Genomic DNA, 13,377 nt, shown 5'->3' on the forward strand with positions numbered 1-13,377 from the left:
ACACTGATCTGATCCGCACCGCGACCGGGGAGTCTGCCGTGACCACAGCAAGGGGAGAGCAGTCGCAACACGACGCCGGGGTCGACCCGTTGGTGTGCCTGCGCGAGCCCACCGACCCGGACTGCGACGTCTTCCTGACCGGCACCGTCTTCCTCGACATCATCTTCACCGGCCTCGATTCCGCCCCCGTGCGCGGCACCGAGTCCTGGGCCCGCGGGATGGGGTCGAGCCCCGGCGGCGTCGCCAACATGGCCACCGCCCTCGCCCGGCTCGGGCTCCGGACCTCGCTCGCCGCCGCGTTCGGCGACGACCACTACGGCGAGTACTGCTGGGACGCCCTGGAGCAGGGCGAGGGGATCGACCTCTCGCTGTCGCGGACCGTGCCCGGCTGGCACTCGCCCGTCACCGTCTCCATGGCGTACGAGGGCGAGCGCACGATGGTCTCCCACGGCCACGAGGCCCCGCCGCTCGACGGCGCCCTGCCCGCCTATCCGCCGCACGCGCGCGCGGCCGTCGCCTCCCTCGTGCCGGGCCGCTCCGAGGACTGGGTCGCCCAGGCCGCCCGCGGCGGCGCCAAGGTCTTCGCCGACGTCGGATGGGACGACACCGGCCGCTGGGACCTGGCCGGGCTCACCGACCTCCAGCACTGCGAGGCGTTCCTGCCCAACGCCGCAGAGGCGATGCGCTACACCCGCACCGACTGCCCCCGGGCCGCCGCCCGCGCCCTCGCCGACAAGGTCCGCTACGCCGTCGTCACCCTCGGTTCCGAGGGCGCCTACGCCGTGGACGGCGGCACCGGCGAGACCGCCGAGGTGCCCGCGATCCAGGTCTCCGCCCTCGATCCGACCGGCGCCGGGGACGTCTTCGTCGCCGGCTTCGTCACCGGCACCCTCGCCGACTGGCCGCTCGCCGACCGGCTCGCCTTCGCCGGTCTGACCGCCGCCCTGTCGGTGCAGGAGTTCGGGGGGTCGCTGTCCGCCCCCACCTGGCACGAGATCGCCGCCTGGTGGCAGCACGTCCAGGGCCACGCCCGGCAGGACCCCGAGGCGCTGCGCGGCCGCTACGCCTTCCTGGAGCGGCTCCTGCCCGCACCCGCCCGCCCGTGGCCGCTGCGCCGGGCGGTGCCGACGATCGGGTTCCGGGCCGCTCATCCGTAAACCCCTACGGTCTTGTCGGCGGCTGGTCGTAGGCTTGGTAGCCGAGAGGTTGTCGAGCAGCGAGAACCCTGCAACGGGAGGTATGTGCAGGCCACAGTGCCGGCCCATGACGCAGACACCCACAGCCCACGACGGTGCGCCCCGTGACGAGGCGCCCGAACAGGCCCGCGCCCACTTCACCGTCCCCGCGAAGCACCCCATGGTGACCGTTCTCGGCTCCGGTGACTCCCTGCTCCGTGTGATCGAGCGGTCGTTCCCGCAGGCCGACATCCACGTGCGGGGCAACCAGGTCAGCGCGGTAGGCGACGCCGTGGAAGTCGCCCTGATCCAGCGCCTGTTCGACGAGATGATGCTGGTGCTCCGCACCGGTCAGCCGATGACGGAGGACGCAGTGGAACGCTCGATCGCCATGCTCAGGGCGAGCGAGAACGGATCGGCGGAGGGCGGCGAGGAGACTCCCGCCGAGGTGCTCACGCAGAACATCCTCTCCAGCCGGGGACGCACGATCCGTCCCAAGACGCTCAACCAGAAGCGGTACGTCGACGCGATCGACAAGCACACGATCGTCTTCGGCATCGGCCCCGCCGGCACCGGCAAGACCTATCTCGCCATGGCGAAGGCGGTCCAGGCCCTGCAGTCCAAGCAGGTCAACCGGATCATCCTGACCCGGCCCGCCGTCGAGGCGGGCGAGCGGCTCGGCTTCCTGCCCGGCACGCTCTACGAGAAGATCGACCCGTACCTGCGGCCGCTGTACGACGCGCTGCACGACATGCTCGACCCCGACTCGATCCCCAAGCTCATGGCGAGCGGGACGATCGAGGTCGCGCCCCTGGCGTACATGCGCGGACGCACGCTGAACGACGCGTTCATCATCCTCGACGAGGCGCAGAACACGAACCCCGAGCAGATGAAGATGTTCCTCACCCGCCTCGGCTTCGACTCGAAGATCGTCATCACCGGTGACGTCACCCAGGTCGACCTGCCGAACGGGACGAAGAGCGGTCTCCGGCAGGTCCGCGACATCCTCGACGGCGTCCCGGACGTGCACTTCTCGATGCTCACGTCGCAGGATGTCGTCCGGCACAAGCTCGTCGGCCGTATCGTCGACGCGTACGAGCAGTACGACAGCCGCAACGGGAAGTAGCAGAAACAGCACATGTCGATCGACGTCAACAACGAGTCCGGCACGGAGGTCGACGAGCAGTCGATCCTCGACATCGCCCGCTACGCGCTCGCGCGCATGCGCATCCACCCGCTCTCCGAGCTCTCGGTGATCGTCGTGGACGCGGAGGCGATGGAGCAGCTCCACATCCAGTGGATGGACCTGCCCGGCCCCACGGACGTCATGTCCTTCCCGATGGACGAGCTGCGCCCGCCGTCGAAGGACGACGAGGAGCCCCCGCAGGGCCTCCTCGGCGACATCGTGCTCTGCCCCGAGGTCGCCACCCAGCAGGGCAAGGACGCCCCGACGCAGCACTCCATGGACGAGGAGCTCCAGCTCCTCACCGTCCACGGGGTGCTGCACCTGCTCGGGTACGACCACGAGGAGCCGGACGAGAAGGCCGAGATGTTCGGCCTCCAGGCGGCGATCGTCGACGGCTGGCGCGCGGAGAAGGGCCTCACCGGTCCGTCCCCGGCGCCGACCGTGTCCTGACCCCGATGAACGCTTCGCTCATCCTCGGCGCGGTCGCGCTGGTCATCGTCGCCTGGCTCGCCGCCTGCGCCGAGGCCGGCCTCGCCCGCGTCTCCAGCTTCCGCGCCGCCGAGGCCGTCAGGTCCGGGCGGCGGGGGGCCGAGAAGCTCGCCCAGGTCGCCGCCGACCCGACCCGCTATCTCAACGTGGCGCTGCTCGTCCGCGTCGCCTGCGAGATGGCGGCCGGCGTCCTCGTCACGTACGCCTGCCTGGAGGCCTTCCCGGAGACCTGGGAGGCGCTGCTCGTCGCGATCGCCGTGATGGTCCTCGTCTCGTACGTGGCCGTCGGCGTCTCGCCGCGCACCATCGGCCGCCAGCACCCGCTGAACACGGCGACCGCCGCCGCGTACGTGCTGCTTCCGCTGGCCCGGATCATGGGCCCGATCCCGCAGCTGCTCATCCTCATCGGCAACGCGCTGACCCCGGGCAAGGGCTTCCGCAAGGGCCCCTTCGCCTCCGAGGCCGAGCTGCGGGCCATGGTCGACCTCGCCGAGGCCGAGTCGCTGATCGAGGACGAGGAGCGCCGGATGGTGCACTCGGTTTTCGAGCTGGGCGACACCCTCGTCCGCGAGGTGATGGTGCCCCGGACCGACCTGATCTGCATCGAGCGGTACAAGACCATCCGGCAGGCCCTCACCCTCGCGCTGCGCTCCGGCTTCTCCCGGATCCCGGTCACCGGGGAGAACGAGGACGACATCGTCGGCATCGTCTACCTGAAGGACCTGGTCCGCAGGACCCACGTCAACCGGGACTCCGAGTCCGACCTGGTGTCCACCGCGATGCGGCCCGCCGCCTTCGTGCCCGACACCAAGAACGCCGGTGACCTGCTGCGCGAGATGCAGCAGGAGCGCAACCACGTCGCCGTCGTCATCGACGAGTACGGCGGCACGGCCGGCATCGTCACCATCGAGGACATCCTGGAGGAGATCGTCGGCGAGATCACCGACGAGTACGACCGGGAGCTGCCGCCCGTCGAGGAGCTCGGCGACGACCGCTACCGGGTCACCGCCCGCCTCGACATCGGCGACCTCGGCGAGCTGTACGGCTTCGGCCCCGACGAGTACGACGACGAGGACGTGGAGACCGTCGGCGGTCTGCTCGCCAAGGCGCTCGGCCGGGTCCCGATCTCCGGCGCCAAGGCGGTCGTGGAGCTTCCGGACGGACGCTCGCTGCGGCTGACGGCCGAGTCGCCGGCCGGCCGCCGGAACAAGATCGTCACCGTGCTCGTGGAACCGCTGGAACCGGAGGAGAAACCGGAATGACCCCCGACGAGCTGCGCGCCTTCTGCCTGGACTTCAACGACGCGGCGGAGGAGTTCCCGTTCGGCCCGGACGTCTCCGTCTTCAAGGTCGCCGGGAAGATGTTCGCGCTCTCGTGGCTCGACGCCGAGCCGCTGCGGGTCAATCTCAAGTGCGAGCCGGACGAGGCCGTACGGCTCCGGGAGGAGCACCCGGCGATCGCCCCCGGCTACCACATGAACAAGCGGCACTGGAACACCGTGACCGTGGGAGAGCTCCCGGACCGCATGGTCCGGGAGCTCGTCGAGGACTCGTACGACCTGGTCGTCGCCGGTCTTCCGAAGGCGGTACGGCTCCGCCTCGACAGGCCCTGACCCACGGGCGGCGCCGGAGATCAGGACCGGCGCCGCAGGCCGAGGGCGATCAGGACCGCCGCAGCCACCACGATCGCCGCGTCCAGGGCGATGACCGTGCGGACCCCCGAGAACAGGTCCTCGCCGGTGGTCGCGAGCACCCCGAGCAGTGGGATGCCGACGGTGAGGCCGACCTGCTGGGTGGTGGTGACCAGACCGGTCGCGAGACCCTGCTCCTCGTCGCGGACGCCGGAGGTGACGGTCACGCCGTACGAGATGATCGCGCCGAGGTGCAGCATCGACGCCAGGGAGACGGCGACGGTCGCCAGGACCGCGCCCGAATCCCGGCCGATGCCGAGGATCGCGGCGGTCAGCAGGCCCTGGCCGAGGAGCGAGACCACCAGGGTGCGGTGGGCGCCGAAGCGGCCGATCACCTTCGGGGTGATCATGCCGGCGAGCACCGAGAACGCGCCCTGGACGCCGAAGACGATGCCGGAGGCGAAGGCCGAGAGGCCGAGGGTCTCCTGCAGGTACAGCGTCAGGACGAAGACGATCGTCGACATCATCGAGAAGGTGACCAGGCCGCCCAGGTTGCCGAAGGCGACGGTACGGCGGCGCAGCACCGGCAGCGAGACCAGCGGGGCCGGGTGCCGGGACTCGATCACGCCGAAGGCCACGAGGAGCAGCACGCCGAGGGCGAGCGCCACGGGGACGTCCACGCCGTCGAAGCCGCGCTCGGCCGCCGTCGTCAGGGCGTAGATCAGGGAGAGCAGGCCGCCGGTGACGGTCAGCGCGCCGGGCACGTCGAGGCGGGGCCGCTCGGGGGTGCGGGACTCGGGCAGCAGACCCGGGGCGAGCGGCAGCACGATCAGGGTGAAGACGGCGAGCAGCGCCATCGTGGAGCGCCAGCCGAGGGTGTCGGTCATGACACCGCCGAGCACCATGCCGATGGTGAAGCCGAGGGACATCAGGGTGCCGGAGATGCCGAGCGCCCTGGCCCGCAGCGGGCCCTCGGGGAAGGCGGTGGTCAGCAGCGCCATGCCGGTCGGCACGATCGCCGCCGCGCCGAGGCCCTGGAGGGCGCGGCCGGCGAGGAAGGCGCCGGGGCTCCAGGCGAGGGTGGCGAGCAGGGAGGCCGCGCCGAAGAGCACCAGGCCGGAGAGGAAGAGCTTCTTGCGGCCGAAGAGGTCGCCGATCCGGCCGAACAGGAGCAGGAAGCCGCCGGAGGGCAGCGCGAAGGCGGTGACCGCCCACTGGAGGGCCGACGGGTCGAAGCGGAGGTCGGCGCCGAGGACGGGTAGGGCGACGTTCAGGACGGAGAAGTCGAGCGCCACCATGAACTGGGCGGCGCACAGGACGAAGAGGACCAGCCGGTCGCGGCGGCTGAGGGCCGGGGGAGCGGCCGGGGTGGAGACGGTGGGGGCGGTGGGGGACCCGGGCGGGGTGGTGGTCGTCGTTGCCATGCGTCCACCTTCGGCGTACGGGAACAACGCCGGGGAGCGGGAACTTATCCTGTTGGTCGCACCACCAGGCACCGCCAGCCACCGCATTGCGTCCAGGGGGAGGAAGCGCACGTGGCCGTCGCTCTCGAGAGCACCAGCGCGAAGCAGCACCGACTCGGGGAACTGCGCGAGTTCCTGATGAGCCGTCGGGCCCGGGTCAGCCCGGCCGAGGCGGGACTGCCGGACGGCGGCGCCCGCCGCCGCACCCCGGGCCTGCGCCGGGAGGAGGTCGCGGTCCTCGCGGGCGTCGGCGTCTCCTGGTACCAGTGGCTGGAGCAGGGCCGGGACATCACGGTCTCCCCGCAGGTCCTCGACTCGGTCGCGCGGGTGCTGCGGCTGAGCCCCGCCGAGCGGCGCCATCTGTACGTCCTGGCGGCGCTGAACCCGCCGGCCCTGGAGGCGGCCCCGGAGGACCGGGACATGTGCCACGGGCTGCGGCGGCTCATCGACGCGTGGATGCCGTTCCCGGCGCACATCATGGACCAGTACTGGAACACCGTCATGTACAACGACGCGGCGGCGATCGTGATGGGGATGCGCCCGGAGATCGTGCAGAACTGCCTGATCGCGTTCTTCACGGACCCGCTGTACCGCTCGCGGTCGACGCGCTGGGAGGAGATCGCGCCGAAGGTCGTCGCCCAGTTCCGCTCGGCGTGCTCCGAGTGCCCGGACGACGAGGGCTTCCGGGCGGTGGTCGAGGAGGCCAAGGAGGTCAGCCCGGAGTTCGCGGAGCTGTGGGAGCGGCGGGACATCCTGCCCGGCGGCCAGAACCGCAAGGAGATGGAGCACCCGCTGGTCGGCACGCTGGTCGTCGAGGCCACCCAGCTGAGGGTCCCGGCCCGCCCGGACCTGGTCATCGTGATGCACACCCCGCTCCCGGAGGCGGACACGGCCGAGAAGCTGGAGTGGCTGGTGTCGCCGGAGGGTCGGCGCGGGGCGATGTACCCGGTGGCGGGCTGAGACCGGAGGCGATGTGCGCGGTCGCGGGCTGAGACCTGAGCCGGTCGAGCCGGTGCTCCTGGTCGCGGGCTGAGACCTGAGCCGGTCGAGCCGGTGTACCTGGTCGCGGGCTGAGACCGGGATCGATCACGGGCTGAGACCCGCACCGGCCCCGCCCCGGCCCCGTCCTATGCTCGGCTCATGACACTCAGCAGCGAGCACGGCGACCTCGGCGCCGAGGACCTCAAGATCATCACCCTTGCGCGGAGCGCCCGCGCCCGCAACGGCGTGCCCGAGGGGGCGGCCGTACGCGACGAGACGGGCCGCACCTACGTGGCCGGCACCGTGGAGCTGGAGTCGCTCAAGCTGAGCGCGCTGCAGACCGCGGTCGCGATGGCCGTGGCCAGCGGTGCCCAGTCCCTGGAGGCGGCGGCCGTGGTGTCGAACGCCGAGGCCGCCTCCGCCGACGACCGCGCGGCGGTACGGGACCTCGGCGGCCCGGAGACCCCGGTGCTGCTCGCGGGTCCGGACGGGCAGCTGCGCGTGGCCGTCACCGCGGGCTGAGCGACGGGATCAGGACAGCGGGGGTCCGGCGGCAGGCCGGGCCCCCGCTGCTTTGTGTGTTTGTGAAGGATCACCGCACCTTCTCTTGCCTTCCCCGGCGGTCTGCGCGTCAATGACAGCGGTTCGTCCGACGGACCGTCAGATCTCCATCATCCACGCAGTGTCCGCACCCCTGCGTTCGGTATCGGAAGGGGTTCGAACTCGCCATGAGAAGCAGAAGCACCTTAGGGACCGTCGCGGTACTCACGGGGGCACTCGCCGCCGCCGGACTCGCCTTCGCCCCGACGGCCGGCGCCGTGTCGCCGGGCTCGGCGACGGCGACGTACGACTGCGGCACGTGGGGCAGCGGCACCGCCAACCTCACGGCCACGCAGAGCGGCACCGCCGCGACCATCACGCTCACGTCGGCCATCACGACGCCGGTCGGCGTCGGCGCCGACACGATCAGCTCCACCCTGACGATGGCCAAGACCGGCGGCGGCACCCGGGTCTTCACCGGGAAGAAGAACCCGGCGCTGTCCGCCGGGCAGTCCGTCAAGATCGGCCCGCTGAGCGGGACCGTGGCCTCGGGCGACAGCCTCAACTCGTACTTCGCGGGGGTCGCCCTCAAGATGGTGATCTTCGGGGTCACGGTGAACTGTGACGCGGTGACCTCGCAGTCGCCGGGTCCGTTCGTCTTCAGCTGAGCCCGCACCACCCGGACCGGTGTCGCCCTGGGCGGCACCGGTCTTCGTCGTGGCTCAAGGGTCGTGACCTGGGGAAATGCCTCACGTGTGCCGATCTTGACAGTATCTGATGGGTCATCAGTCGGTGGGATCGGATTCCATTGACTTCTCTCCGTCCGCAGCCGTCAATGGCGCCCACTCATCCCTCAGGAGGGGGCACACCCATGGCACTCACCCGATCCCGGGCGGCGTCCCGAAGACGGCGCTGGACCGCCGTCCTCGGCGTCGCCGCCCTCGCGGTCGCCGGCGGAGGCGCGCTCGCGGCTCCGGCCGGCGCGGCGACCGCCTCGCAGGCGGTGGACTTCCAGACCCGCTGCGTCCCGCCGCCGATCGCCAACATCCCGCCCATCGAGGGCACCACCACCGCCCAGATCACGGTCGACAAGCCCAGCCCCAAGGTCGGCGAGACCGTGACCGTCACCTACACGGTCACCAAGCCCGCCGCGTCCAACCCCGTCGACCTCGCGCTCCCGGCCGACATCCTGACGCCCAGCGGCAAAGTGGTCCTCGGCGGCGCCCAGAGCGGCACGGTCACCGTCACCGGCCCCAAGAAGAACCCGCCGGTCCCCGCCAAGGGCTCCTTCCCGGCCTTCTCCATGACGGGCACCTTCACCGCCACCGAGGCCGGCTCGATCACCCTCTCGCCCGGTGACTACAACATCCACACCAGCTACCTCATGGAGCTGGACACCCCCTGTACGGTGCTCAACCCGCCCGCCCCGGTCTCCGAGACGGTCGTCGCGAGCCCCGTGACCAGCCCCAACACCCGTACGCTCCAGCTCGACAACGCGTCCGGGGACCCGGGTGTCCGGGTCACCGTCACCGGCTCCAAGTTCACCCCGCTCACCGAGGTCACCGTCGTCGGCCGCGCCGGAGCGGCGGAGACCGCCGACCGGATGACCGTCACCACCGACAGCGAGGGCGGCTTCGCGGCGCGCCTGAAGGTCAACGACCCGGCGACCACCGGGATCGTGGCGTACGAGGGCGCGGCCTGGGACGCCGAGAAGGGCGCGGGTCCCGCCGCGTACAAGGTCATCGTGCCGGCGCCGCCGAACAGCCAGACGATCACCGCGGCCGTCACGCCGGGCGAGCTGTCCATGACCCAGGCCGGCGACGCCGTCCAGCTGTCCTCCGTCGACTTCGGCGCGGGCGGCGCGGCCACCGGCGCCCTGCAGACGGTGACCGTCAAGGACTTCCGCGGCGGCCCCGCCGGCTGGTCCCTGACGGGCAAGGTCACCGACTTCACCGGCCCCGGCGGCTCCATCGGCGCCGGGAACCTCAGCTGGACCCCCGCCTGCACCGCCAAGGCCGGCAGCCCCAGCGCCTGTGCGGCCGGCTCGGCCGGACCCGTCGGCAGCGGCGGCGCGACCCTCGCCTCCACGCCGAACGGCACCCTCACGGGCGGTGAGTTCACCGTCGACGCGGGCCTCTCCCTCGACGTCCCGGCGTTCACCGCGCCCGGCTCGTACGCGGGCGTGCTCACGCTGACCCTGTCCTGACCGCCCCGCGGGCCGGACGCGCACCCGGCCGGCCCGCTCCGATCGGCATCGGAGCCCGAGCCCGATCCGATCCGAGCCCGATCCGTACCCGTCACCGATCCGTACCCGTCACCAACCCGCACCCGTCTCCGATCCGCACCCCGGGGGGTTCCGCACCCGTGCGCACGAAGCCGTACGTCCTCCTCCTGAGCACGCTGAGCACGCTCCTCGTGCTGCTCGGCCTCGCGCCGGGCGCCCAGGCCGCCGAGAACGGCGAGTGGGCCGTCTACCCGGCCGCCTCCCGGCTCGGCGGCCGCCCGTACTTCTACCTCTCCGCCGACCCCGGCACGACGCTCACCGACCGCGTCACCGTCGCCAACAAGACCTCCGCCCCCCTCACCTTCCGGCTGTACGGCGCCGACGCCTACAACACCGACCGGGACGGCGGCTTCGCCGTCCGCACCCAGCGGGAGAAGCAGACCGGGGCCGGTGCCTGGATCAAGCCCGAGCGGACCCGGATCACGGTCCCCGCCCGCTCCGCCGTCACCGTCCCCTTCACCCTGACCGTCCCCGCCGATGCCGACCCCGGCGACCACCCCGGAGCGCTCGTCGCCCTCGACGAGCGGATCGCCCCGGGCGGCAAGGGCTCCGTCGCCGTCGGCGTCCAGCGCGCGGTCGGCGCCCGCGTCTACCTCCGGGTCAACGGGCCCACCGTCCCCGCCCTCGCCGTCGAGGACGTCGCCCTCGACCAGGACCGGCCGCTCGTCCCCGGCACCCGCACGAGCAGCGCCCTCGTCTCGTACACCCTGCACAACCGGGGCAACGTCACCCTCAACCCCAAGGTCGTCCTGAAGGCCCAGGGCCTTTTCGGCCGCACCCTCCTCGACCGCGACCTGGCCAGGGTCCCCGCCGAGCTGCTGCCCCGGCAGAAGATCCGGCTCACCGAGCGCTGGAGCGGCTCCCCGCAGTTCGACTGGGGTGACATCACCCTCACCGCCACCGCGAAGGACGTGAAGGAGACCGGCACCGTGTCCTTCCTGGCGCTGCCCTGGCTCGTCGCCTCGGTCCTCGTCGTGGGCGGCGCGGCCGGGCTCTTCGGCCTGCGGATACGCCGCCGCCGGGCACTGAGTGCGTGACGCGGGCGCTCATCGGGGACAATGGCCCCCATGAGCGCTCGCAACCAAGAAACCGAAGCCGTCCACCGGGCCGGCTTCGCCTGCTTCGTCGGCCGCCCCAACGCGGGCAAGTCCACCCTCACGAACGCTCTGGTCGGCCAGAAGGTGGCCATCACCTCGAACCGGCCGCAGACCACCCGGCACACCGTCCGCGGCATCGTGCACCGCCCGGACGCGCAGCTGATCCTGGTCGACACCCCCGGCCTCCACAAGCCGCGCACCCTCCTCGGCGAGCGGCTCAACGACGTCGTGCGCACCACCTGGGCCGAGGTCGACGTCATCGGCTTCTGCCTGCCCGCCGACCAGAAGCTCGGCCCCGGCGACCGCTTCATCGCCAAGGAGCTCGCCGAGATCAAGAAGACCCCCAAGGTCGCGATCGTCACCAAGACCGACCTGGTGGACTCCAAGGCCCTCGCCGAGCAGCTCATCGCCATCGACCAGCTCGGTCGTGAGCTGGGCATCGAGTGGGCGCAGATCGTCCCCGTCTCGGCCGTCGGCGACAAACAGGTCCAGCTCGTCGCCGACCTGCTCATCCCGCTCCTGCCGGAGTCCCCGCCGCTCTACCCGGAGGGCGACCTCACGGACGAGCCGGAGCAGGTCATGGTCGCGGAGCTGATCCGCGAGGCCGCGCTCGAAGGCGTACGGGACGAGCTGCCGCACTCGATCGCGGTGGTCGTCGAGGAGATGATCCCGCGGGAGAACCGCCCGGCGGACCGGCCGCTGCTCGACATCCACGCGAACGTGTACATCGAGCGCCCCAGCCAGAAGGGCATCATCATCGGCCCCAAGGGCAGCCGCCTCAAGGAGGTCGGCATGAAGTCCCGCAAGCACATCGAGGCGCTCCTCGGCACCCCGGTCTTCCTCGACCTCCACGTGAAGGTCGCCAAGGACTGGCAGCGGGACCCGAAGCAGCTGAGGAAGCTCGGCTTCTAGTTTCCGATCTTCTGGGCGGCGGCCGGGCGCGCGTGTCAGCATGGCGCCGTGACAGAGATCGTCAAGGGGGGAAACCTGCCGGTCCCCGGGCAGGTGTGGCGGATCGCGGTCGTCCGGCGGGCCGCCGGTGACGGGGTGCCGGAGGTCGACGCCTCGGCGCTGCTGCTCGACGCCTCGGGCCGGGTCCGGGGCGACGGCGACCTCGTCTTCTACAACCAGCCGGCGCACGCGTCCGGCGCGGTGCGCCTGCTCGGGCAGGTGCGGGACGAGGAGCCGCGGGTCGCCGACTGGCTGGAGATCGACACCACGCGCGTGGAGCCCGCCGTCCAGCGCATCGTGATCACCGCGTCCAGCGACGACGGGACGTTCGGCCAGGTGCCGGGGCTCCACATACGGACGACCAGCGCCGCCACCGGCGAGCAGCTGGCGCTGTACGAGGTCGACGACGCGAGCACCGAGACGGCGTTCGTGCTCGGCGAGTTCTACCGGCGCGACGGGGCGTGGAAGTTCCGGGCCGTGGGCCAGGGGTACGACTCCGGGCTCGTCGGCCTCGCCGAGGACTTCGGCATCGAGGGCCGGGACCCGGAGCCCGGCGCCGGTGAGCCCGCCCCCGCCGACGAGCCCCCTTCCTCCGGCGCGGTGCCGGAGGCCATCCCCGAGGAGCTCCTGGCCAAGGTCCGGGAGGCCGAGGCCGCCGTCCGGGCCCAGGCCCAGGCCCGGGTCCCCGTCCAGAGGCCCGTGCGCGTCGGCCCGCAGTCGGACGCCGAGCTCTTCGGAGGGGACTTCCCGGAGTTCGTCCGCAGCGGCAAGGGCAGGACGACCCTCACGGTCGACGTGCCGATCCCGGCCGGTTACGTCGTGGTCGACTCCACCCGGGCCGGCGAGGGCTACTTCTGTGTGGAGAGCCTCGACGAGAAGGGCGAGGCCAACGGTCTGCTGGCGAACACGCTCCTGGAGGACTACGAGGGCCGCGGGCTGCTGCGGTACGACGGCAAAAGCCCGCTGCGCCTGCGCGTGAGCGCCGGCGCCGGCGCGTGGACGCTCGCCGTCCGGCCGGTCGGCACCGTGGAGGAACTCGGCCGCCGCGCCCGGGGAAGAGGCGGCGACGTGCTGCTGTACACGGGTCCGGCCGGTCACCTCTCCTCCCGGCTTCGCACGGGGTTCGACCACGCGTACTTCCTCGTCCAGGGCCACGAGCCGGACGGCAGCGATCACCTGCTCGCCAATGTGGCGAGCAGGCTCCCCCGGGACGGCTGCCCGCTGCCCGAGGGGCCCCTGCTCGTGCAGGTCGAGAGTGCCGACGGCGACTGGTCCCTGGAGGTCCGCCCGCCCCGCCAGAGCAGGTTCTGGCGCCGCGACGCCCGTTAGGCGCCTTCCTTGAGGACCCTCGTCACGAGGGTCCTCTGGGCGTCCGTGAGCCGGGGGTCGCGGCACCGGACCGTGCGGTCGTCGACGGTGATCTCGTACGAGAAGCCGTCGGGCACGCCCTTGACCTCGCCGTCGCCCTCCGCGAGGACGGTGGCGGCCAGGGACTCCCACTCGGGGTCCGAGACCACCACCTCCGCCGACCGCTCGATGCCCGCGAAACCACCCGTGCGCCGCACTCGAATCCGCATGGGC

Annotated in this window: 14 protein-coding genes; 12 read left to right on the top strand and 2 right to left on the bottom strand. The window is 72.0% G+C overall.

What is annotated here, in order from left to right:
* Positions 1–38 precede the first annotated feature (38 nt).
* The 5 genes from GGE06_RS02205 (at position 39) to GGE06_RS02225 (ending at position 4,462) form a co-directional block, all read left to right on the top strand.
* Entirely contained in the window at positions 39–1,157 is a 1,119-nt protein-coding gene (locus GGE06_RS02205) for a carbohydrate kinase family protein (RefSeq protein ID WP_116161064.1), read from the top strand.
* Between the two features lie 106 nt (positions 1,158–1,263).
* Entirely contained in the window at positions 1,264–2,301 is a 1,038-nt protein-coding gene (locus tag GGE06_RS02210; protein ID WP_116161065.1) for a PhoH family protein, read from the top strand.
* A gap of 12 nt (positions 2,302–2,313) precedes the next feature.
* Complete coding sequence (ybeY, locus tag GGE06_RS02215; RefSeq protein ID WP_116161066.1) at positions 2,314–2,811, top strand: rRNA maturation RNase YbeY; 498 nt, start codon at positions 2,314–2,316, stop codon at positions 2,809–2,811.
* A gap of 5 nt (positions 2,812–2,816) precedes the next feature.
* Positions 2,817–4,112 (top strand): hemolysin family protein, encoded by a 1,296-nt coding sequence (locus tag GGE06_RS02220; RefSeq protein ID WP_116161067.1) that lies wholly within the window; start codon positions 2,817–2,819, stop codon positions 4,110–4,112.
* The gene (locus GGE06_RS02225) at positions 4,109–4,462 is read left to right on the top strand and encodes an MmcQ/YjbR family DNA-binding protein (RefSeq protein WP_116161068.1); all 354 of its coding nucleotides are present in this window, start codon (positions 4,109–4,111) and stop codon (positions 4,460–4,462) included. The genes GGE06_RS02220 and GGE06_RS02225 overlap by 4 nt, the downstream gene beginning before the upstream one ends.
* Positions 4,463–4,482: 20 nt before the next feature.
* On the opposite strand, the gene GGE06_RS02230 is transcribed toward GGE06_RS02225, so the two are convergent.
* Positions 4,483–5,904: an MFS transporter gene (locus GGE06_RS02230; RefSeq protein ID WP_116161069.1), complete on the bottom strand. Its 1,422-nt coding sequence runs from the start codon at positions 5,902–5,904 to the stop codon at positions 4,483–4,485.
* A 177-nt stretch (positions 5,905–6,081) separates the two neighbouring features.
* On the opposite strand from GGE06_RS02230, the gene GGE06_RS02235 reads away from it, so the two are divergent.
* The 7 genes from GGE06_RS02235 to GGE06_RS41980 all read left to right on the top strand — a co-directional run bounded on the left by GGE06_RS02235 (position 6,082) and on the right by GGE06_RS41980 (position 13,125).
* Positions 6,082–6,903 carry a helix-turn-helix transcriptional regulator gene (locus tag GGE06_RS02235; RefSeq protein ID WP_221517744.1) on the top strand — a complete coding sequence of 274 codons (822 nt, stop codon included), beginning with the start codon at positions 6,082–6,084 and terminating at the stop codon, positions 6,901–6,903.
* A 180-nt stretch (positions 6,904–7,083) separates the two neighbouring features.
* The gene (locus GGE06_RS02240) at positions 7,084–7,446 is read left to right on the top strand and encodes a cytidine deaminase-like protein (protein ID WP_116161070.1); all 363 of its coding nucleotides are present in this window, start codon (positions 7,084–7,086) and stop codon (positions 7,444–7,446) included.
* A 206-nt stretch (positions 7,447–7,652) separates the two neighbouring features.
* Positions 7,653–8,132: a hypothetical protein gene (locus tag GGE06_RS02245; protein ID WP_116161071.1), complete on the top strand. Its 480-nt coding sequence runs from the start codon at positions 7,653–7,655 to the stop codon at positions 8,130–8,132.
* 203 nt (positions 8,133–8,335) lie between these two features.
* Positions 8,336–9,670 (top strand): beta-xylosidase, encoded by a 1,335-nt coding sequence (locus tag GGE06_RS02250; protein ID WP_116161072.1) that lies wholly within the window; start codon positions 8,336–8,338, stop codon positions 9,668–9,670.
* Positions 9,671–9,828: 158 nt separating this feature from the next.
* Positions 9,829–10,785, top strand: coding sequence for a WxL protein peptidoglycan domain-containing protein (locus GGE06_RS02255; RefSeq protein ID WP_116161073.1), 957 nt, complete (start codon positions 9,829–9,831; stop codon positions 10,783–10,785).
* A gap of 21 nt (positions 10,786–10,806) precedes the next feature.
* Positions 10,807–11,757, top strand: coding sequence for a GTPase Era (gene era / locus GGE06_RS02260; RefSeq protein WP_376773486.1), 951 nt, complete (start codon positions 10,807–10,809; stop codon positions 11,755–11,757).
* 48 nt (positions 11,758–11,805) lie between these two features.
* Entirely contained in the window at positions 11,806–13,125 is a 1,320-nt protein-coding gene (locus tag GGE06_RS41980; protein ID WP_312883003.1) for a TerD family protein, read from the top strand.
* Here the strand turns inward: GGE06_RS41980 and GGE06_RS02270 are convergent.
* Positions 13,122–13,373: a protealysin inhibitor emfourin gene (locus GGE06_RS02270; protein WP_116161075.1), complete on the bottom strand. Its 252-nt coding sequence runs from the start codon at positions 13,371–13,373 to the stop codon at positions 13,122–13,124. The two genes, GGE06_RS41980 and GGE06_RS02270, sit on opposite strands and share 4 nt — an antisense overlap.
* Positions 13,374–13,377: the final 4 nt, after the last annotated feature.

Source organism: Streptomyces nymphaeiformis (assembly GCF_014203895.1).
GTDB classification, from domain to species: Bacteria; Actinomycetota; Actinomycetes; order Streptomycetales; family Streptomycetaceae; genus Streptomyces; species Streptomyces nymphaeiformis.